Origin of the sequence: Enterovirga sp., from assembly GCF_028290205.1 — a bacterium.
Taxonomy (GTDB): domain Bacteria; phylum Pseudomonadota; class Alphaproteobacteria; order Rhizobiales; family Beijerinckiaceae; genus Enterovirga.
The window spans coordinates 1-19595 of the sequence record NZ_JAQGKF010000163.1 but is presented as its reverse complement, the minus strand read 5'-3'; the positions used below and the strand labels follow the sequence as shown (position 1 = coordinate 19595).

Annotated in this window: 19 protein-coding genes; 12 read left to right on the top strand and 7 right to left on the bottom strand. The window is 70.6% G+C overall.

What is annotated here, in order from left to right:
* Positions 1 to 210: 210 nt before the first annotated feature.
* Together paaI and paaG are read right to left on the bottom strand one after the other, a co-directional pair.
* Entirely contained in the window at positions 211 to 588 is a 378-nt protein-coding gene (gene paaI, locus JWR86_RS11775; RefSeq protein WP_299565399.1) for a hydroxyphenylacetyl-CoA thioesterase PaaI, read from the bottom strand.
* 68 nt (positions 589 to 656) lie between these two features.
* Positions 657 to 1433 carry a 2-(1,2-epoxy-1,2-dihydrophenyl)acetyl-CoA isomerase PaaG gene (gene paaG, locus JWR86_RS11770; RefSeq protein WP_299565397.1) on the bottom strand — a complete coding sequence of 259 codons (777 nt, stop codon included), beginning with the start codon at positions 1431 to 1433 and terminating at the stop codon, positions 657 to 659.
* A 101-nt stretch (positions 1434 to 1534) separates the two neighbouring features.
* On the opposite strand from paaG, the gene paaZ reads away from it, so the two are divergent.
* Complete coding sequence (paaZ, locus tag JWR86_RS11765; protein ID WP_299565394.1) at positions 1535 to 3586, top strand: phenylacetic acid degradation bifunctional protein PaaZ; 2052 nt, start codon at positions 1535 to 1537, stop codon at positions 3584 to 3586.
* A 75-nt stretch (positions 3587 to 3661) separates the two neighbouring features.
* Here paaZ and rplS read toward each other — a convergent pair whose 3' ends face one another.
* Entirely contained in the window at positions 3662 to 4066 is a 405-nt protein-coding gene (rplS, locus tag JWR86_RS11760) for a 50S ribosomal protein L19 (RefSeq protein ID WP_299565391.1), read from the bottom strand.
* 269 nt (positions 4067 to 4335) lie between these two features.
* On the opposite strand from rplS, the gene JWR86_RS11755 reads away from it, so the two are divergent.
* The 6 genes from JWR86_RS11755 (at position 4336) to JWR86_RS11730 (ending at position 10994) form a co-directional block, all read left to right on the top strand.
* Positions 4336 to 5922, top strand: a complete 1587-nt coding sequence (locus JWR86_RS11755; protein ID WP_299565388.1) for an ABC transporter substrate-binding protein — start codon at positions 4336 to 4338, stop codon at positions 5920 to 5922.
* Between the two features lie 177 nt (positions 5923 to 6099).
* Positions 6100 to 7080 (top strand): ABC transporter permease, encoded by a 981-nt coding sequence (locus JWR86_RS11750; protein WP_299565385.1) that lies wholly within the window; start codon positions 6100 to 6102, stop codon positions 7078 to 7080.
* Between the two features lie 3 nt (positions 7081 to 7083).
* Positions 7084 to 8070, top strand: coding sequence for an ABC transporter permease (locus tag JWR86_RS11745; RefSeq protein ID WP_299565382.1), 987 nt, complete (start codon positions 7084 to 7086; stop codon positions 8068 to 8070).
* Positions 8067 to 9080 (top strand): ABC transporter ATP-binding protein, encoded by a 1014-nt coding sequence (locus JWR86_RS11740; RefSeq protein WP_299565379.1) that lies wholly within the window; start codon positions 8067 to 8069, stop codon positions 9078 to 9080. The genes JWR86_RS11745 and JWR86_RS11740 overlap by 4 nt, the downstream gene beginning before the upstream one ends.
* The gene (locus JWR86_RS11735) at positions 9077 to 10081 is read left to right on the top strand and encodes an oligopeptide/dipeptide ABC transporter ATP-binding protein (RefSeq protein WP_299565377.1); all 1005 of its coding nucleotides are present in this window, start codon (positions 9077 to 9079) and stop codon (positions 10079 to 10081) included. Before JWR86_RS11740 ends, JWR86_RS11735 begins: the two co-directional genes overlap by 4 nt.
* Before the next feature lie 160 nt (positions 10082 to 10241).
* Positions 10242 to 10994, top strand: a complete 753-nt coding sequence (locus JWR86_RS11730) for a fumarylacetoacetate hydrolase family protein (RefSeq protein WP_299565375.1) — start codon at positions 10242 to 10244, stop codon at positions 10992 to 10994.
* A gap of 6 nt (positions 10995 to 11000) precedes the next feature.
* Here JWR86_RS11730 and JWR86_RS11725 read toward each other — a convergent pair whose 3' ends face one another.
* Positions 11001 to 11372: a YraN family protein gene (locus JWR86_RS11725; protein WP_299565373.1), complete on the bottom strand. Its 372-nt coding sequence runs from the start codon at positions 11370 to 11372 to the stop codon at positions 11001 to 11003.
* 7 nt (positions 11373 to 11379) lie between these two features.
* Positions 11380 to 12345 (bottom strand): 16S rRNA (cytidine(1402)-2'-O)-methyltransferase, encoded by a 966-nt coding sequence (rsmI, locus tag JWR86_RS11720; protein ID WP_299565371.1) that lies wholly within the window; start codon positions 12343 to 12345, stop codon positions 11380 to 11382.
* A gap of 127 nt (positions 12346 to 12472) precedes the next feature.
* On the opposite strand from rsmI, the gene JWR86_RS11715 reads away from it, so the two are divergent.
* Positions 12473 to 13678: a penicillin-binding protein activator gene (locus tag JWR86_RS11715; protein ID WP_299565369.1), complete on the top strand. Its 1206-nt coding sequence runs from the start codon at positions 12473 to 12475 to the stop codon at positions 13676 to 13678.
* Between the two features lies 1 nt (position 13679).
* On the opposite strand, the gene hemW is transcribed toward JWR86_RS11715, so the two are convergent.
* Positions 13680 to 14843 carry a radical SAM family heme chaperone HemW gene (gene hemW, locus JWR86_RS11710; RefSeq protein ID WP_299565366.1) on the bottom strand — a complete coding sequence of 388 codons (1164 nt, stop codon included), beginning with the start codon at positions 14841 to 14843 and terminating at the stop codon, positions 13680 to 13682.
* Positions 14844 to 14980: 137 nt separating this feature from the next.
* Between hemW and JWR86_RS11705 the strand changes: the two genes are divergently transcribed.
* Positions 14981 to 15679: a TetR/AcrR family transcriptional regulator gene (locus tag JWR86_RS11705; RefSeq protein WP_299565364.1), complete on the top strand. Its 699-nt coding sequence runs from the start codon at positions 14981 to 14983 to the stop codon at positions 15677 to 15679.
* A gap of 70 nt (positions 15680 to 15749) precedes the next feature.
* Entirely contained in the window at positions 15750 to 16232 is a 483-nt protein-coding gene (locus JWR86_RS11700; RefSeq protein WP_299565362.1) for a DUF2852 domain-containing protein, read from the top strand.
* Positions 16233 to 16276: 44 nt separating this feature from the next.
* Here the strand turns inward: JWR86_RS11700 and JWR86_RS11695 are convergent, their stop codons facing one another.
* Positions 16277 to 17554: an amidohydrolase/deacetylase family metallohydrolase gene (locus tag JWR86_RS11695; RefSeq protein WP_299565360.1), complete on the bottom strand. Its 1278-nt coding sequence runs from the start codon at positions 17552 to 17554 to the stop codon at positions 16277 to 16279.
* Between the two features lie 185 nt (positions 17555 to 17739).
* Here JWR86_RS11695 and ispG point away from each other — a divergent pair, with 185 nt between their 5' ends.
* Positions 17740 to 18990 carry a flavodoxin-dependent (E)-4-hydroxy-3-methylbut-2-enyl-diphosphate synthase gene (ispG, locus tag JWR86_RS11690; protein ID WP_299565358.1) on the top strand — a complete coding sequence of 417 codons (1251 nt, stop codon included), beginning with the start codon at positions 17740 to 17742 and terminating at the stop codon, positions 18988 to 18990.
* Positions 18991 to 19082: 92 nt separating this feature from the next.
* On the top strand, positions 19083 to 19595 hold a 513-nt coding region (locus JWR86_RS11685; RefSeq protein ID WP_299565356.1), incomplete at its 3' end, for a KUP/HAK/KT family potassium transporter.

Below are 19595 nucleotides of genomic sequence, written 5' to 3'. Positions count from 1 at the left end.
GGTCTCGACGGCAACGGCGATCTCGACCGGGCCGGTCTGGCCCGCGAAGGGGGCCCGCACGGCCGCCGCGAGGCGGGACACGGGCGCGTGCGAGCCACCCGCGGGCGGCTGGGGGGCAGGGCCCGCGGCGGGCAGGGCGGGGGTGGCGAGGTCCATGCGGGGGTGGAACGTCGCCCGGACCCGCCGGTTGCATGGCCCCGGCCGTCAGGTTCAGGCCCAGCGGCCGCCGACGGTGCGGGAATGGCCGCGGAACTCGGCCACGGTCTCGCCGTCCGACGAAACGTTGATGTCGTAGATGCCGCTGCGGCCCTCGCGCGCCACCTCGTGCGCGGCCGCAACGAGGTGCTCGCCGAGCCGGCCCGGCCGCAGGTAGGTGACCGAGCAATGCTGGGCGACGGCCTTCTCACCATGCGAGTTGCAGGCGAAGCCGAAGGCGGAATCGGCCAGCGCGAAGATGAAGCCGCCATGCGCCGTCCCGTGACCATTGGTCATCGCCTCGGTCACCTCCATGCTCATCAGCGCATAGCCGGGCCCGACGTCGATGAGCTGCATGCCGAGAGCAGCGCTTGCCTTGTCGCCGGCCCACATCGCGTCCGCGGAGGCCCGGGCGACGAGGTCCGGGTCGGGACCTTCCGTCTCGAGTTCGAGATCGTCGCTCACGAGCTGCGCCCCGAGAAGCGGGCCGGCCGCTTTTCCAGGAAGGCCTGAACGCCCTCGGCGAAATCCGGCAGGCCGCCGGCCTGCCGCTGCAGGTCGCGTTCCAGGTCGAGCTGCTGGTCCAGCGTGTTGGTGGCGGAGGCGTCGAGCGCTCGCTTGATCAGCGCCAGCGCGGCGGTCGGCTGGGTGGCCAGATGGGCCGTCAGGCGCTCCGCCTCCGGCATCAGCTCGGCGTCTTCCACCGCCCTCCAGATCATACCCCAGGCGGCGGCCTGGTCGGCCGGCACCGCCTCGCCGGTCAGCGCCAGGGTTCTGGCGCGTGCCTCGCCGACGAGGCGCGGCAGGAACCAGGTGCCGCCGGAATCCGGCACCAGCGCGATCTTGGCAAAGGCCTGGATGAAGCGGGCCGAGCGGGCCGCCAGCACGATGTCGCAGCTCAGCGCGATGTTGGCGCCGGCGCCCGCCGCGACGCCGTTGACGGCGCAGACCACCGGCTTCGGCAGCGCCCGGATGCGGCGGATGAGCGGGTTGTAGAACCGCTCGATCGTGTCGCGGACCTCCTCGTCGCGGCCGAGGGCCGCGAGGTCCTGTCCGGCCGAGAAGCCGCGGCCCGCGCCGGTCAGCAGCACGGCGCGGCAGCTCTCGTCGCGCTCGATCGCCTCCAGCGCGCCCGCGAGCGCGCGATGCATGTCGGAGTTGAAGGCGTTGAGCCGGTCGGGCCGGTTCAGCGTGACGCGGCTCCAGCCGTCCCGGTTCTCGACGAGGATGGGGTCCATGAAGCGCCCTCGGCCGGCCAGCAGGGCGGCATTTGCACGATTGTGCCGCTCGTTTAACGCGAGGGGGCGGCCCCGCAAAGCGGGCCCCGGAGGAAAGCGCCATGGCCCGGATCCTGGAAAGCTACGCTCTCGACAGCTGGCGCCGGGCCTCCTCCGGCTTTGCCGAGGTGGCGAGCGCCGTGGATGGCGCCCCCGTGGCCCGGGTCTCCTCGCAGGGACTGGATTTCGGGTCCATGGTCCGTCACGCCCGCCAGGTCGGCGGGCCGGCGCTGCGCGAGCTCACCTTTCACGACCGCGCCGACATTCTGCGCGGGCTCGCCGGGGCGCTGAACGACGCCAAGGAGGAGCTCTACCGCCTGGCGGCCGACACCGGCGCCACACGGCGCGACAACCTGATCGACATCGACGGCGGCATCGGCACGCTGTTCGCCTACGCCTCGCGGGGCCGGCGCGAGCTGCCGTCCGAGCGCTTCGTGGTCGAGGGCGAGGTCGAGCCGCTGTCCAGATCCGGCGCCTTCGTCGGCGTGCACATCTTGTCCCCGCTGCACGGGGTGGCCGTGCATGTGAACGCCTTCAACTTCCCGTGCTGGGGCATGCTGGAAAAGCTTGCGCCGGCGATCCTGGCCGGAATGCCGGTGATCACGAAGCCCGCCACCGCCACCGCCTATGTGGCGGAAGCCGCGATGCGGATCCTGCTCGGCACGAAGCTGCTGCCGCCGGGGGCGCTCCAATTCGCCTGCGGCTCCCTCGGCGATACGCTCGACCACCTGACCGGGCAGGATGTCCTGTCCTTTACGGGCTCGCTGGAGACCTCGGAGGCGCTCCGCAACCATCCGGTGATCGGCCGCAACGCGGTGCGCTTCATCGCCGAGCGCGACTCGCTCAACGCCGCCATCCTGGGGCCGGATGCCGGGCCGGGCACGCCCGAATTCGACCTCTTCGTCCGGGAGGTCGTGCGGGAGATGACCGTGAAGGCCGGACAGAAATGCACCGCCATCCGACGGGTGCTGGTTCCGGACCTGCACGAGGCGGCCGTGCTGGAGGCGCTCCGGGCGGCGCTCGGCCGGATTGCGCTCGGGGACCCGCGGCTGCCCGAGACCCGCATGGGTGCGCTGGTGAGCCGGGCGCAGAGGGAGGCCGTGCGGGCCCGGGTCGCCGAACTCGCCACGGAGGCCGAGATCGTGTTCGGCGATCCCGGCCGGGCCAAGGGCGCCGGCATCGACCCGGAGCGCGGCGCCTTCATGGGGCCGGTGCTGCTGCGCTGCGGCCGGCCGGGCGAGGCCGTGAAGGTGCACGTGGTGGAAGCGTTCGGGCCGGTCGCGACGGTGATGCCGTACGGCTGCCTCGAGGAGGCCGTGGCGCTCGCCGCCAGGGGGGAGGGGAGCCTCGTCGCGTCGCTGTTCACCTATGACCCGACGGCCGCCGTGACGGTGGCGCTCGGCCTGGCTCCGTTCCACGGTCGGGTGCTGGTCGTGGACCGGGACTGCGCGGCCGACTCGACCGGCCACGGCTCGCCCCTTCCGGGTCTCGTGCATGGTGGCCCGGGCCGGGCGGGCGGCGGCGAGGAACTCGGCGGTTTGCGGGGCGTGTTCCACTACATGCAGCGCACGGCGCTGCAGGGCTCGCCGGCCCGTCTGGCCGGGCTGACGCGGTCCTGGATCCGGGGCGCGCCCGCACCGGCGACCGACCGGCATCCGTTCCGGCTGGGCTATGACGAGTTGCGCGTCGGCGACACGATCGAGACGGGGAGCCGCGTCGTCAGCCTGGACGACATCGAGCATTTCGCCCGCTTCACCGGCGACACGTTCTATGCCCACATGGACGAGGCGGCGGCGGCCGCGAACCCGTTTTTCCCGGGCCGCGTCGCGCACGGCTACCTGATCCTGTCCTTCGCCGCGGGGCTGTTCGTGGATCCGCCGCCAGGGCCGGTCCTGGCCAATTATGGGCTGGATTCGTTGCGCTTCCTGAAGCCGGTCTCGCCAGGGGACGCGATCAGGGTGCGGCTGACGGTGAAGCGGAAGACGGCGGCCCGCAAACCTGAATACGGCGAGGTGCGCTGGGACGCGGAGGTGTTCAACCAGGACGGGGACAGTGTGGCCCGCTACGACCTGCTCACGATGAACGCCCGGGAGGGAGAGCCGGTCGAGCCCTGAGGGGCCCGGCCCGCGGCAGCGACACCGCGGCAGGGCCGCGGCGGTGGGCGCTCGCCGGGGCGAGCGCCGTGACGCCTACTTGGCGGCCGCAGCGGCCTTGGACGCGTCCTTCTGACGCGCGGCGCGCCGGTCGGTGCGCTCGGCGATGCGGGCCGACTTCCCGCGGCGGTCGCGCAGGTAGTACAGCTTGGCGCGACGCACCTTGCCGCGGCGCACGACCTTGATGGAATCGATCAGCGGCGAGTGGAGCGGAAACACGCGCTCGACGCCTTCGCCGTAGGAGATCTTGCGGACCGTGAAGGACTCGTTCAGCCCGCCGCCCGAACGGGCAATGCAGACGCCCTCATAGGCCTGGACGCGGCTGCGGTCGCCTTCGACCACCTTGACGTTCACGATCACCGTATCGCCCGGCTCGAAATCAGGGATCTGCTTGCCGAGCCTGGCCAGCTCTTCGCGCTCAAGTTCCTCGATGATGTTCATGACACGTCTCCGGCCGGCGCACGACGATGATCGTGCGAGGGTTTCGCCACCCTGTTGTGAATTGGGCCGGGCTATAGCGAAGCCCCGGCCCCCTGTCGAGCGCTGCTCGCCCTTTGTTGTACAACCGGAGGGCTGGACGCCCGCGCTTGGCAACGTCTAGGGTCGGGGGCACCGTGTCCGCCTAGGGCCCGCTGCCTGCCTCCGGGAGTTGAGTCGCAGTCCGCCCAGGCGCCCGGACGAGGCCACCACAGCGCAGGAGATCGATGGTGATGAGGACCCGCGGCTCCCTCTGGACCCTGTCTCTGGCCCTGCTCCTGGCCGCGGGGCCGGTCTCGGCCGTGACGCTCCGCTACGCCAACCAGGGCGACCTCAAGTCCCTCGACCCCTACACCCTGAACGAGACGACCACGATCGCCCACCACGGGCATGTCTATGAGGGGCTGACCAAGCGCGGCAAGGACCTGGCGATCGAGCCCGGCCTCGCCGAGCGCTGGGAACTGGTCGAGCCGACCCGCTGGCGCTTCTTCCTTCGGAGGAACGTGAAATTTTCCGACGGAACGCCCTTTACGGCCGACGACGTCGTGTTCTCGGCGGCCCGGGTGCGGGCCCCCGGCTCCAATTTCGCCACCCGCGTTCCGGCCGACGTGAAGGTCGAGAAGGTGGACGACTTCACGGTGGATTTCATCAGCGCCCAGCCGAACCCGATCCTGCATTATTCGTGGGACAGCTGGTACATCATGTCGAAGGCCTGGGCCGAGAAGAACAACTCGGTCGCGCCGACACCCGCGGCTGCCACCACGCCGACCTATTCGGCACTGAACGCGATGGGCACCGGCCCGTTCACGATCGAGAGTCACCAGCCCGGCGTGAAGACGGTGTTCAAGAAGAACCCGAACTACTGGGGCAAGATCGAGGGCAACGTCGACGAGATCGTGTTCACGCCGATCTCGAACGACTCGACGCGCGTCTCGGCGCTCCTGTCGGGCGAGGTCGACGTGATCGAGCCCGTGCCGCTGCAGGACATCAACCGGGTCAATTCCGCCGGCTCCGCCCAGGTGCTGACCGGGCCGGAGGTCCGCACCATCTTCCTCGGCTTCGACCAGACCCGGGACGAGCTCTCGAATTCGAGCGTGAAGGGCAAGAACCCGTTCAAGGACAGGCGGGTCCGCGAGGCCTTCTACAAGGCGATCGACGCCGAGGCGATCAAGGCGCGCGTGATGCGCGGGCTCTCGACCCCCTCCGCATTGATGATCGCCCCCGAGTTCTTCAAGCTGTCCAGCGACTTCACCCGGCCGAAGCCCGACCCGGACGGCGCCAAGAAGCTGCTCGCCGAGGCCGGATACCCGAACGGGTTCGAGGTCGGCATGAACTGCCCGTCCGACCGCTACGTCAACGACGGTGACATCTGCCGGGCGGTGATCGGCATGCTGGCCCGCATCGGCATCAAGATCAATCCGATCATCGAGCCGAAGGCGCAGTACTTCGCCAAGGTGCTGAAATCGGGTGGCTACAACACCTCGTTCTACATGCTTGGATGGACGCCCGGCACGGGCGATTCCCACAACGTGCTGTACGAGATCATGGGTTGCCGCACCGATCCGAAATCGTCGCGCGGCGACACCAATCTTGGCGGATACTGCAACCCGAAGCTGGACGAGCTGACGGACCAGGTCCTGGTCGAGCTGGATACGGGCAAGCGCGACCAGCTCATCAAGCAGGCCTACCAGATCGGCATCGACGATTACGGCTACATTCCGCTGCATCAGCAGTCGCTGAGCTGGGGGGTGTCCAAGAAGGTCAAGCTCGTGCAGCGGGCCGACAACCAGGTGCTCCTCTACTGGGCGCAGAAGGATTGAGCCTGCGCGCTCGCCGGGTTCCGCCGGCCGCCGGCTTGAGCCTCGCCATCCTGCCCTCCGGGCCCGACCGGCCCGGTCCGCGTCCCCTCCGGCCGGCCGGGACCCGCCCATGACGCTGCTGGCAGGTGGTCGTGCCGGGTCGATCCGTCCCGGGGCGGGACGCGCCGGGCAGCCCTCATGCTAGCCTTCCTGGTGCGGCGCGTGCTGCAGGCGGCCGGCGTGTTCCTGGCCGTCGGGATCATCGCCTTCACGATGTTCCGCTTCGTGGGCGATCCGGTGAACCAGATCGTCTCCATCGACACGCCCTATGCGGAGCGGCTGGCGGTGCGGCAGTCGCTGGGGCTGGACGATCCGGTGCCGGTGCAGATCCTGCGCTATCTCGGGCGCGCGCTCGGCGGAGATTTCGGCATCTCCTACCAGTTCAGGCAGCCCGTTTCGGCGCTGTTTGCCGAGCGGCTGCCGGCCACGCTCGAACTCGCCCTCTGTGCCACGGTGTTCGCGCTCGGCCTCGGGGTCCTGTTCGGCGTCGTCTCGGCGCTGCGGCGCGGCACCGCGCTCGCCTCGGCGCTCAATGCCCTGTCGCTGGTCGGCATCTCGCTGCCGACCTTCCTGATCGGCATCCTGCTGATCTACGTGTTCTCGGAGACCTTTCGGCTTCTGCCCTCCTTTGGGCGCGGCGACGTGGTCCGGGTCGGCGGCTGGACGACGGGGTTCCTCACGCCCTCCGGCCTGAAGGCGCTGGTCCTGCCCTCGATCACGCTGGGCCTGTTCCAGCTCACGCTGGTCATGCGGCTCGTCCGGGCCGAGATGCTGGAGGTTCTGAGGACGGATTACATCCGCTTCGCACGCGCCCGGGGATTGCGCAGCCGGACCATCCATTTCCGCCACGCGCTCAAGAACACGCTGATCCCGGTGATCACGATCGCGGGCCTTCAGCTCGGCTCGTTGATCGCCTTCGCGATCATCACCGAGACGGTGTTCCAGTGGCCCGGCATGGGCGCGCTGTTCCTCCAGGCCGTGCAGAACGTCGATATCCCGATCATGGCGGCCTACCTTCTGCTGGTGGCCGGCATCTTCGTGGTCATCAACCTGACCGTGGACATCCTGTACACGGTGGTCGACCCCCGGCTCCACGTGGCCGGGGCGACGGGCGGCTGAGGGATGGCCGGCGAAAGCGGCTCCGCCCTGTCCGACCCGCCGGGTCCCGGCTGGTTCGCCAGGGCGGGCGACTCCGACACCTTCGCCAGCTTCAAGGCCTCCAAGGTCGCGGTCGCGGCCGCGGCGGTCACGGCTCTTCTGTTCCTCCTGGCGCTGCTCGCGCCGCTCTTGTCACCCCAGGATCCGTTCGATCCGGCCCAGCTCGAACTCATCAATTCCCGCCTGCCGCCGATCTGGACCCTTGGCGCGAGCTGGCCTTTCCTGCACGCCACCGCGGACGGGCAATGGCCCTTCCTGCTCGGCACCGACGACCAGGGCCGGGACATCCTGTCGGCCATCCTCTACGGCCTGCGGGTGTCGATCCTGGTCGGCTTCCTGGGCGTGCTGTTCTCGGCCACGCTCGGGATTCTGGCCGGCCTCATCGCCGGCTATGTCGGCGGCGCGGTCGATGCGGCCATCATGCGGGTCGCCGATGTGCAGCTCACCTTTCCGGCGATCCTGATCGCGCTGCTGATCGACGGTGTGGTGAAATCGGTCATGGGCAGCCGCATCACCACGACCGCCATCCTCGCCGTGCTGATCGCCTCCATCGGCCTGTCGTTCTGGGTGCAGTACGCCCGCACGGTGCGGGGCTCCGTGATGGTCGAGAAGAACAAGGACTACGTCCAGGCCGCCCGGCTGATCGGCCTGTCGTCGCCGGTGATCATGGTCAGGCACGTGCTGCCGAACGTGATCGGGCCGGTCTTCGCCATCGCGACCATCAATTTCGCGCTCGCCATCATCACCGAGGCGACGCTGTCCTTTCTCGGCTCCGGCATGCCGGACACCCAGCCCTCGCTCGGCACGCTGATCCGCATCGGCAACCGCTACCTGTTCTCGGGCGAGTGGTGGATCGTGGCCTTCCCGGGCGCCACGCTGGTGCTGCTCGTCCTGGCCGTGAACCTGCTGGGCGACTGGCTGCGCGACGCCCTCAATCCGAGGCTGCAGTGACGACCCCCGTCCTGTCCGTCCAGGACCTCACGGTCGAGTTCGTGACGCGCCGTGCCACGCTGCGGGCGCTGGACCGTGTCTCCTTCGAGATCGGCCCCGGCGAGGTCTTGGGCGTGGTGGGCGAATCCGGGGCCGGCAAGTCGGTCACCGGCGCGGCCGTGATCGGCCTGGTCGATCCGCCCGGGCGGATCGCCGGCGGCGAGGTGAGGCTGTCGGGCGAGCGCATCGACAATCTGCCGGCCGAACAGCTCCGCCGCGTCCGGGGCAAACGCATCGGGATGATCTTTCAGGACCCCCTCACCAGCCTCAACCCCCTGTTCCGGATCGGCGACCAGCTCGTCGAGACGATCACCACCCACACCGACCTGTCGGCATCCGCCGCCCGGCAGCGGGCGCTGGCTCTCCTGACGGAGGTCGGCATCTCGGCCCCGGAGCGCCGCATCGACAGCTATCCGCATCAATTCTCGGGCGGCATGCGCCAGCGCGTCGTGATCGCGCTCGCGCTCTGCGCCGAGCCCGAGCTCGTGATCGCGGACGAGCCGACCACCGCGCTCGACGTCTCGGTTCAGGCGCAGATCATCACCGTGCTGAAGCGCTTGTGCCGGGACCACGGCACCGCCGTGATGCTCGTGACCCACGACATGGGCGTCATCGGTGAGACGGCCGACCGGGTCGCGGTGATGTATGCGGGCCGGGTGATCGAGGTGGGCGCGGTCACCGACGTGGTGCGCCACCCCCTCCATCCCTACGCGCAGGGGCTGATGGGCGCGATCCCGACCCTCGCCGACACGGCGGAGCGGCTCGCCTCCATCCCGGGCTCGATGCCGCGTCTCTCGGCCATTCCGCCGGGCTGCCCCTTCAATCCGCGCTGCCCATACGCCTATGCGCCCTGCACCACGATCCGGCCCGAACTGAAGCCGCCCGGCCTGCGGGCCCCGGCCGTCCCAGGCCGCAAGGTGGCCTGCCACCTCTACGACCCCGCCCTCGCGCCGGAAGCGGCGGCGGCGTGAGGGCCTTCGTCGAGGTGCAGGATCTTCGCCGCGTCTTCGACGTGTCGAAGCCGCTGCTGAACCGCATCATCGAACGCGAGCCGAGGCGCTATCTCACGGCCGTTGCGGGCGTCACATTCGACATCGCCCAGGGCGAGACCTTCGCGCTCGTCGGGGAATCGGGGTCCGGCAAATCGACCGTCGCCCGCATGGTGGTCGGCCTGCTCGAGCCGAGTGGCGGCACGGTGACCATCGACGGCACGCCGATGGAGGGGGCCGCCTCGGCGGCCGAGCGGCAGCGGCTGCGCCGGCGCATTCAGATGATCTTCCAGGATCCCTATGCGAGCCTGAACCCGCGCTGGCGGGTCGACCGCATCGTGTCGGAGCCGATCCGCGCCTTCCGGCTGTTCGAGGGGGAGGCCGCGATCCGGGCGCGGGTCGGCGAGCTTCTCGCCTTCGTGGGCCTTCATCCGGAGGACGGCCGCAAGTTCCCGCACCAGTTCTCCGGCGGCCAGCGCCAGCGGGTCGCCATCGCCCGGGCGCTCGCTTCCAACGCCGAGTTCATCGTCTGCGACGAGCCGACCTCGGCCCTCGACGTCTCCGTCCAGGCCCAGATCCTGAACCTGATGCGCGACCTCCAGGACCGGCTCGGCCTCACCTACCTGTTGATCTCGCATAACCTGGCCGTGGTCCGGCACATGGCGACCCGGATCGGGGTCATGTATCTCGGCCGCATCGTCGAGGTGGCGCCGAGCCGCGAGCTCTTCGGGGCCCCGAAGCACCCCTATACCCGCATGCTGCTCGACGCGGTGCCGGACCTCGCCCATATCGGCCGCCGCCGCGAGCCTGTGCGGGGCGAGATCCCGAACCCGATCAGCCCGCCCTCGGGCTGCCATTTCAACCCGCGCTGCCCCCACGCCAACGACCGCTGTCGCCGGGAGGTGCCCCCGCTTGCCGACGGCGTCGCCTGTCACGCCATCCACGAGGGCCGCCTCGAACCCGGACGGGCCGAAACGGTTTGAGCGAGGATGGCGCCGCCGGCGGGCGAGTGCCTCCCGGTAGCGCAGCGACGCGGGACGAGCCGGCTGGCTCCGTTGCCGCCTCGGACCTGCTATGGACCTGCCCCGTCGCGCCCGGCCACATCGTTCCGGCCGCGGGCCGGTCGGACGCAACGGAGAGCCGATGAGCGCTTTTTCGATCCCCAAAGCCGCGGCCGCGCTCCTGGAGGCGCGCCGGTTCCGGAGCGCGATCGCGCTCCCTGGATCCGGGCCGAGCTCGGCCGCGGAGGCCTTCGCCGTTCAGGACGCGGTTGCGGCCTCGCTCGGGCCCGCCGGAGCCTGGAAGGTCGGGACAGGGGGCGAGGCGGCACCGTTCACGGCCGCCCCGATCGCGGCGTGGCTGTGCCGCGCCTCGCCGGGCGTGTTCGGAGCTGGCGACTTTCTCCGGGTCGGGGTCGAGGCCGAGATCGCCTTTCGGCTGGGCCGGGATCTCGGGGTGGACGGCCATGCCCCAGCCGAGGACGAGGTGCGGGCCGCCGTGGTCTCGCTGCACGCGGCGCTCGAGATCGTGGACAGCCGTTTCGACACCTGGCCGGTGCCGGACCCGCTCTGGGCGCTGGCCGACAACCAGAACAACGGCGGCTTCGTCTACACCGTCCCGGGCGTCACCTGGGACGGCGCGTCGCTGGCCGAGCGCGAGGCGACGCTGGTCGTAAACGGCGACACCGTGTTCTCTGGCCTCGGCCGCAACCCGGGCGGCGACCCCTGGGCGCTGCTGCAATGGCTGGCCGGCCACGCCGTGGCGCGGGGCGGGCTGCGGGCCGGCACCCTGGTCACCACCGGATCTCTCACCGGGCTCGTGTTCGTGCAGCCGGGAGCGGAGGTCGTGGCCGAGATCGCCGGCATCGGCCGCGTCGAGGTGAGCCTGCCGGCCTGAGCCGACTCACTCCAGCTCGAACGCGTTCGGGACGTGGCACGGCCATTCGCCGGGCGCCACGAAGACGGCATCGGCCCTCAGGGTCAGCGCGGCGGACCAGGGGTGGCGGGCGCGCCACGCCCGGGCGGCCCGGCGGATCCGCACGCGCTTCCGATCGGCCAGCGCGTCCAGCGCGTCCGCCATGGTCGCCCGCGCCTTGACCTCGACAAAGGCGATGGTGCGGCCGCGCCGCACGATCAGGTCGATCTCGCCGCCCGCCTCCGCGTAGTTGCGGGCGAGCGGCCAATACCCCTTGCCAAGGAGCCACAGCAGCGCCAGCCGCTCGGCGCCGCGTCCGCGCAGCAGCGTGAAGCGCCGCCGGCCGGCCGCGGTCCGCACGGGGACCTCACCCCTCCCGGGCGGCCCGGGCGAGGGCCAGGGCCCGCCCGTAGACGTCGCGTTTCGGCAGCCCGGTCTCGCCCGCCACCACGGCCGCCGCGTCCTTGACGCTGTATTGCCCGAGGGCGGCCAGGAGCTTCTCCTCCAGCCCGGCTGCCGCGAGCCCGGCCTGCTCGTTCGGGTCCGGCGGGCCGATCAGGAGCACGATCTCCCCGCGCGGGGCCGGCTCGGACCCGTACAACTCGGCCAGACCGGCCAGCGTCCCGCGCCGCACGGTCTCGTAGAACTTGGTCAGTTCGCGGGCCACCGAGGCCTGCCGGTTGCCGAGAACCGCGGCCGCGTCGGCGAGCGATTCGGACAGCCGGTGCGGCGCCTCGTAAAGCACCAGCGTGCCCGGGATGGCTGCCAGCGCGGCCAGGCGAGCGCGGCGCGCTCCCGCCTTGGCCGGCAGGAAACCTTCAAAGAAGAACCGGTCGGTCGGCAGGCCGGCGATCACCAGCGCGGCCAGCGCGGCCGAGGCGCCCGGGATCGGGACGACCTTGAGGTCCAGGCCGATCGCCTCCTCGACGAGCCGGTAGCCCGGGTCCGAGACGAGTGGCGTGCCGGCATCGGAGACGAGCGCGAGCGCCTGCCCGTCCCGGATGCGGCCGAGCAGCCGGGCCCGGACGGCATCGCCGCTATGCTCGTGATAGGCCACCAGCGGCGTCGTGATGCCGTAATGGGCGAGCAGCGTCTTGGTGACGCGGGTATCCTCGGCCAGAACGGCGTCCGCAGCCGCCAGGGTGGCGAGGGCGCGCAGCGACATGTCGCTGAGATTGCCGATCGGCGTCGCCACCACATAGAGGCCCGGCGCCAGCGCCTCAGCCTCGGCGGCGAGGCCGAACGCCGTGAAGGTGGCGGGGCCTCGGCCGGTCTCTCCGGAGCGGCTCGCGGACGCGGATCGGCGCAGGCGGTTGTCGATGGATCGGGCCATGGTGCAGTGTCGCATGAGCCGGCCGGGCTCCGAAAGCGCTGGCCGGCCCGCCTGGCTTCAGCGTTTGTTATCCATAGTGGACGAGGGTAGGCGGAACCCCCGTCGCGACCTCGCCGGAGGGAGCCAGATGTTCAGCCCACCGATCCCTCGCCGGACGGCGCTCGTCGGCGGCGCCGCCGCCTCGCTCGCCACGTTTCTCGCCGGCTGCAACGACCGCCGGCTGCGGGGCGAGGGAGCGGGTCCGGTGGCGGAAGCGCCTGCACCCGCGCAGGCCCCGGCCGGCAACACCATCGGCAGCGGTTCGGTCAAGGTGGCGCTTCTGCTGCCTCTGTCCGGCCCCGGTCAGGGGGCGGTCGCCGCCCAGTCGCTGCGCAACGCGGCGGAACTCGCCATCAGCGAGTTTCAGGGGGCCGATCTGACGATCCTGGTCAAGGACGATCGCGGCACCGCCGAGGGCGCCCGGGACGCCGCTACAGCGGCGCTGGGGGATGGAGCCGAACTCATCCTCGGTCCCCTTTTCGCGCCCGCGGTGGCGGCGGCCGGGCAGGTCGTCCGGGCTGCCGGCAAGTCGGTCATCGCCTTCTCGACCGACACCACCGTCGCGTCGCGCGGCGTCTACCTCCTGAGCTTCACGCCGCAGCCGGAGGTGGACCGGGTGGTCAGCCACGCCGCGAGCCAGGGTCGGCGCTCCTTCGCGGCGCTCATCTCGGAAAGCTACTACGGCAACGTGGTCGAGGGCGCCTTCCGGGAAGCGGTGGCCCGGTCGGGCTCCCGCCTTGTCGGGGTGGAGCGTTTCGCCAGCAAGGAGCCGGGCCCGGCCGTGCAGCGCCTCGCCACCGTGATCGCCGGCGCCGGGGCCCAGGCCGACGCGCTGTTTGTGCCGGAAAGCGGCGACAGCCTGGCGGCGCTCGGCGCCGCGCTCGCCGGGATCGGCTACGATCCGGGCCGCGTGAAGCCGCTCGGCACCGGGGTCTGGACCGGGCCGCAGGCCGGCAAGGTGGCACAGTTGCAGGGCGGCTGGTACGCGGCGCCCGACCAGGCCGGATACGCGGCCTTTTCGGGCCGCTACCGGGCCAAATTCGGTTCGGAGCCCACCCGGATCGCGACCTTGTCCTACGATGCGGTCTCGCTCGCGGTGGCGCTCGCGCGCTCGGCTGAAGGACAGCGTTTCGCGACCGCGGCCCTGGAATCACCCTCGGGCTTCGCCGGCGTCGACGGGACCTTCCGGTTCCGGTCCGACGGCGGCAACGATCGGACTCTGGCCGTCCTCGAGCTGCGAGACGGGGGCACGACCGTGGTCAGCCCGGCGCCGAAGACGCTCGGAGCGGCCTGATTCAGGCCGCCAGGTCGGCCACCACGGCGTCCAGAACCGGGAACCCGGCCGGGGTCACGGCCAGGCGCGCGCCCACCCGGTGTGCGATAAGCCCGTCGCCCATCAACTCGGCGATGCGCTCGTGGTCGAGGGTACGGCCTGAAATCGTGCGGTAGCGGGCCGGCTCGATCCCCTCACGCAGCCGCAGGCCCATCAGCAGGAACTCGTCGCCTGCCTCCTCTCGGGTCAGCAGCGTCTGCTCGACGAGCCCGTGGCCATGGCGCTCCACGCGGGCGAGCCAGTCCTCCGGCGAGCGTTCGGTCGCGGTGGCGGTGCGGCCCTTGGCGGTCATCACCCGGCCGTGGGCGCCGGGCCCGACGCCGACATATTCGCCGTAGCGCCAGTAGACGAGGTTGTGGCGGGATTCCGCCCCCGGCCGGGCGTGGTTCGAGATCTCGTAGGCCGGCAGGCCGGCCTTGTCGCAGACCTCCTGGGTGAGGTCGTAGAGGACGCGGGCGGCCTCCGGATCCGGGATGGTGAGGCGGCCCGCGGCGTGCAGGCGGGCAAACCAGGTGTCCGGCTCGATGGTGAGCTGGTACAGCGACAGGTGCTCGGCGGCCCGGGACAGGGCCCGCCCCAATTCGGCGCGCCACGCCTTCGGCGTCTGGTCCGGCCGGGCGTAGATCAGGTCAAAGGAGAAGCGGCCGAAATACTTGGCCGCCACGTCCACGGCGGCCAGCGCCTCGTCCACGGAATGCAGCCGGCCGAGCTTGCGCAGGTCGCCGTCGTCCAGCGCCTGAACGCCAAGCGAGACGCGGTTCACACCGGCGGCCCGGTAGCCCCGGAAGCGCTCCGCCTCGACGGAGGTGGGGTTGGCCTCCAGCGTCACCTCGGCGGTCCGGGCCACGCTCCAGGTCGTCGCGATGGCGTCCAGGATCCCGGCCACCGTCGCGGGCTGCATCAGCGAGGGCGTGCCCCCGCCCAGGAAGATGCTGGAGACCGTGCGACCCGGCGTCATCTCGCCGGCATGGCCGATCTCGCGCCGGAATGCCTCGAGGAACCGGGATTCGTCGATCCCGCCGGCCCGGACGTGACTGTTGAAATCGCAATACGGGCATTTCGACAGGCAGAAGGGCCAGTGCACGTAGACGCCGAAGCCCGCGTCCTGAGTCGGGTGCTGGATCATGAATCCCGGTCTAGCACGGCTCCCCACAACGGATAGTTACGATCCGTTGAGCACGAACGTTAACAGTTTGCCCGATTGGCGCGTTCGCCCTGTGCCGGCCGCCAGGATATGGTGGCAAAGGGCTGGGGAGAACAGCGGTGCGTCATTGGCGGGGGCCCGGGCAGCGGCCGAATGCACCCGACGCGCCGGAGCGCGATCCGGATCCGGATCGCCGCGGCTATCACCATGGCAATCTCAAAGAGGCGCTGATCGAGGCCGCGCGGCGTTTCATCGCGGAGCGGGGTCTCGGCGGCTTCACCCTGGTGGATGCGGCCAAGCTCGCTGGCGTCACGCCGGCGGCGCTGTACCGCCATTTCCGGGGTCGCGAGGCGCTGGTCGCGGAGGTGGCGTTCCGGGGCTACGGCGAACTTGCGGAGAAGCTCGCCCGGGCGCTTGCGGGATCGGGCACCCCTCTCGAGCGCTTCACCCGCATGGGCGAGGCCTATCTCGACTTCGCCGAGAAGGAGCCGGGCTACTACGCGGCCATGTTCTCGGCCAAGGCGGCCGAGGCGGCCGCGACGCCGCCGCCGCCCTGGGGGCCTCGCCCGGGCGGCGCCTTCGCCATCCTGCTGGAGGCCTTGGACCGGACCTTCCCGGACGGATTCGGCTCGGTCGACCCGCGCTTCGTGGCGCTCGAGGTCTGGGCCTTGTCGCACGGCATCGCCACCTTGGACGCGGCCGGCCACCTGCCGCGCGGCGCCGGCCTGCCTGGAAAGCACGAGTTGCTTCGGGCCGGCATCCTGGCCGTGGTGCACGGCGTCACGGGTGCGGCAGGAAGGCGCGACGGGCCGCCTTGAAAGCCAGGATGGCCGGGGTCATGTAAATGTTGTTGACATTCACATGTCGGCTCACCTGAGGAGATCTCCCATGACGTCAGCTTCGGCCGGTTGGCAGCAGCAATCGGGCGCGACCGGCGCCTGTTCCGGGCCACGCGGCTCGAAACGCGCGCTCGAGATCGTCGGCATCGTGTTTTTGTTTTTCTGGTTCTGGCCGCTCGCGGCCGCCTTCATCGCCTGGAAGCTCACCGGCTATGCCGGGCTCGACGATCTGCGTCGTCTGGCCGAGCGGGGCGGGGAGAGCGTTCGCGGCTACCGCTTCGGCGGCGCGGGCTTCGGCGGCAATCCGTTCGCGGCCGGCCCCTTCACGAGCCCGTTCGGCGGCACCGGCAACGCCGCCTTCGACGAGTATCGGCGCCAGGAAATCGAGCGGCTCGAACAGGAGCGTCGGCGGCTCGACGAGGAGGCGCGCGAGTTCCGCACCTTCGTGGACGAGCTGAAGCGCGCCAAGGACCGTGAGGAGTTCGACGCCTACATGGCCAAGCGCCGCGCCAGCGGCACGCAGACCGCCTGAGCGGCTGCGAAAGGCGGACGGCCTCCGGGCCGTCCGCCCCCGGCTCACCGCACCGCGAAGGGTGAGCTGTAGGGCCGTCCGAAGACCACCCCGCCGGCGACCGTTTGGACCGGTTTCAGGGCGACTCGCCCCGCACGGGTGTTGCCGCGCGTGTCGACGAAGCTGACAGGCCCTTCCGCGAGCTCCATCACGGAAACATCGGCGGGTGCGCCCACCTGCAGCGTGCCGAGCTTCGGGTCGCGGCCGATCACCTTGGATGGGGCCGACGTCGCCATGGCGACCACCGTTTCGAGCGAGTGGCCCACCGCCAGGAACTTGCTCATCACCCAGGGCAGGAAGGGCAGACCGGGCGTGTTGCCGGAGAAGACGTGCAGGTCTGAGGAGATCACATCCGGGGGGCAGCCTCCGGCCGACGCCGCCTCCAGCACGTTGAAATCGAAGCTGCCTCCCCCGTGGCCGACATCGAACACCACCCCCCGGGACTTGGCGGACAGCGCCGCGGGCAGGAGCTTCCCGTCCTGGACGATGTTGGTGAAGGCGCCGGCGAGGTTCGGTGCCCCGGAATAGGCATGGGTCAGGATGTCGCCCGGCCGGAGCAGGTCGAGGATCTGGCTCATCAGCTCGGGCGTCTCGACCCCGCCGATATGCACCATGAGCTTGGCCGGTCGGCCGGAGCGCTCGCAGGCGAGGATCGCGCGCCGCAGGGGTTCGAGCCCGTGCTTGGCAATCACGTTCTCGGACATCCTGACCTTGGCGCCGAGCACAAAGTCCGGGTTCTCGGAGATCGCCTTGGCGCAGGCGTCAACCTGGGCAAAGTCGATGTTGTAGAGTTCAGCCACCGGGAACCCGGCCAGGCCCATATTGGCGATATGGACGAAGGCGTACATGCGTGTGCGGGTCTGGGCCGCGATATGGCGGCGCAGGGCCGCCACGTTGTTGGCCCCGGCGTCGCCCGCAGACACCACTGTGGTCACGCCGGTCATGGCGACCGATTCGTCGGCCGGGATGCCGATCGCCGACCCGTACGGGAACACGTGGGCGTGCAGGTCGACGAGCCCGGGCAGCACGAGCTTGCCACCGGCATCCAGCGTCTGCACGGCTCGGGCGGCCGGGATTTCGGCTTCGATCGCCTCGATGCGGCCGAACCGGATGCCGAGATCGCGCCGGCCGCGCAGCGACTGGCTCGGATCCACCACCTCGCCGCCCCTGATGACGAGATCGAACTTGTCCTGTGGCCCCATGGCCGCCTGGGCCGGCAGAGCCGCGGAGGCCCCTGCAGCGGCCGCAAGCCGCAAGGCATCGCGCCTCGTGAAGCGTGCCATCGTGTCCTCCCCGGGCGAGGCATCTTGGACGTGCCCCGCTCGCCGGGAGACTGTCTTCGCGCCGCGGGCAGGTCAATGCGGCGCCCGGGAGGCCGCAGGAGGCGCCACATTTGACGAGCGAGGGCCCTGGACCTAAACGACCCACCGCGAGCGGCCCCGTCGCCGTGGCCGCACCGGGGTCCATCATGTCCGAGATCGCGGGTCCCGCGAGACGTCACCCCACCGTTCCCGTCCGAGTTGGATCTGTCCTCGTCGGAGGCGGCGCACCTGTCGTCGTCCAGTCGATGACGAACACCGACACGGCCGATGTCGACGGGACCGTGGCCCAGGTCGCGGCGCTGGCCCGCGCCGGGTCCGAAATCGTCCGCATCACCGTGGACCGGGACGAGGCCGCCGCGGCCGTGCCGCGCATTCGGGAGCGCCTCGATCGCCTGGGCGTGGACGTGCCGCTTGTCGGCGACTTCCACTACATCGGCCACAAGCTGCTCGCCGACCACCCGGCCTGCGCCGAGGCGCTCGCCAAGTACCGGATCAATCCGGGCAATGTCGGCTTCAAGGACAAGAAGGACCGGCAGTTCGGCAGCATCGTCGAACTCGCGGCACGGCACGGCAAGGCCGTTCGGATCGGTGCGAACTGGGGCTCGCTGGACCAGGAGCTCCTCACGCACCTGATGGACGAGAACGCGCGGGCTCCGGTTCCGCGCGACACCCGGGCCATCACCCGCGAGGCCATGGTCCAGTCGGCTCTCGGCTCCGCCGCCCGGGCGGAGGAGATCGGCCTCTCGCGCGACCGCATCATCCTGTCGGCCAAGGTGTCGAACGTGCAGGATCTGATCGCGGTCTATCTCGATCTCGCCCGCCGCTCGGACTACGCGATCCATCTCGGCCTAACCGAGGCCGGCATGGGGTCGAAGGGCATCGTGGCCTCGTCGGCCGCGCTCGGGATCCTCCTGCAGCAGGGCATTGGCGACACCATCCGGGTCTCGCTGACCCCCGAGCCCGGCGGCGACCGGACGGTGGAGGTGAAGGTCGCGCAGGAAATTCTGCAGACCATGGGCTTCCGGACGTTCGTGCCGCTGGTGGCGGCCTGCCCAGGCTGTGGCCGCACGACCTCGACCGTGTTCCAGGAACTCGCGCGGGACATCCAGGACTGGATTCACGTGTCCATGCCGGAGTGGAAGCGCACCTATCCGGGCGTGGAGACCCTGAACGTGGCCGTGATGGGTTGCATCGTGAACGGGCCGGGTGAATCGAAACACGCCGATATCGGGATCTCCCTGCCGGGCACCGGAGAGACGCCGGCCGCCCCCATCTTCATCGACGGCCGCAAGGCGATGACCCTGCGGGGACCGACGATCGCCCAGGAGTTCAAGGCGCTGGTCGGCGACTACATTGAGCGCCGGTTCGGTGCGGGAGCGCGTGACGCGGCAGAGTAGCCGCAGGGATCTCCCCGCCATGGCTTCCCGCCCAGTTTGGCTGCCGCGCCGCACCCTGCGCGACGGCGTCCTTCCGTTCCCACGAGTCTGACATGTCGGACGTCAAGGTTTCGCCGGTTCCGCCCCAGGACGTCCCGGCTCCGTCCGAGTTCCCCGTCCAGGAGGCGCGGCGGCAGACGAGCACCTGGACCCTGACGCTGGGCTCCGTCGGCGTCGTCTATGGCGACATCGGAACGAGCCCGCTCTACGCGTTTCGCGAGGCTCTCGCGACCGCGAAGGAGGACGGGGTCATCACGCCGCCGGAGGTCTACGGCGTCGCCTCGCTCATCATCTGGGCCCTGACCCTGATCGTCACGCTGAAATACGTGGCCATCGTGCTCCGGCTCGACAACAACGGCGAGGGGGGAACGCTGTCCCTCATGGCGCTGGCCCGTAAGGCCACCGGGGGCAGCGTCATCATCCTGGCGCTGGGCATGCTGGGGGCGGCGCTGTTCTACGGCGATGCCATGATCACGCCGGCCATCTCTGTGCTGTCCGCCGTGGAGGGGTTGAAGCTCGTCACCCCCGCCTTCACGCCGTACATTCTGCCGATCACCCTCGCGATC

Excerpts from the sequence above, each read along its gene's own strand:
- paaI (WP_299565399.1), bottom strand. The coding sequence starts at position 588 with ATGTGGGCCGGCGACAAGGCAAGCGCTGCTCTCGGCATGCAGCTCATC.
- paaG (WP_299565397.1), bottom strand. The coding sequence starts at position 1,433 with ATGGACCCCATCCTCGTCGAGAACCGGGACGGCTGGAGCCGCGTCACG.
- paaZ (WP_299565394.1), top strand. The coding sequence starts at position 1,535 with ATGGCCCGGATCCTGGAAAGCTACGCTCTCGACAGCTGGCGCCGGGCC.
- rplS (WP_299565391.1), bottom strand. The coding sequence starts at position 4,066 with ATGAACATCATCGAGGAACTTGAGCGCGAAGAGCTGGCCAGGCTCGGC.
- JWR86_RS11755 (WP_299565388.1), top strand. The coding sequence starts at position 4,336 with ATGAGGACCCGCGGCTCCCTCTGGACCCTGTCTCTGGCCCTGCTCCTG.
- JWR86_RS11750 (WP_299565385.1), top strand. The coding sequence starts at position 6,100 with ATGCTAGCCTTCCTGGTGCGGCGCGTGCTGCAGGCGGCCGGCGTGTTC.
- JWR86_RS11745 (WP_299565382.1), top strand. The coding sequence starts at position 7,084 with ATGGCCGGCGAAAGCGGCTCCGCCCTGTCCGACCCGCCGGGTCCCGGC.
- JWR86_RS11730 (WP_299565375.1), top strand. The coding sequence starts at position 10,242 with ATGAGCGCTTTTTCGATCCCCAAAGCCGCGGCCGCGCTCCTGGAGGCG.
- rsmI (WP_299565371.1), bottom strand. The coding sequence starts at position 12,345 with ATGGCCCGATCCATCGACAACCGCCTGCGCCGATCCGCGTCCGCGAGC.
- JWR86_RS11715 (WP_299565369.1), top strand. The coding sequence starts at position 12,473 with ATGTTCAGCCCACCGATCCCTCGCCGGACGGCGCTCGTCGGCGGCGCC.
- hemW (WP_299565366.1), bottom strand. The coding sequence starts at position 14,843 with ATGATCCAGCACCCGACTCAGGACGCGGGCTTCGGCGTCTACGTGCAC.
- JWR86_RS11700 (WP_299565362.1), top strand. The coding sequence starts at position 15,750 with ATGACGTCAGCTTCGGCCGGTTGGCAGCAGCAATCGGGCGCGACCGGC.
- JWR86_RS11695 (WP_299565360.1), bottom strand. The coding sequence starts at position 17,554 with ATGGCACGCTTCACGAGGCGCGATGCCTTGCGGCTTGCGGCCGCTGCA.
- ispG (WP_299565358.1), top strand. The coding sequence starts at position 17,740 with ATGTCCGAGATCGCGGGTCCCGCGAGACGTCACCCCACCGTTCCCGTC.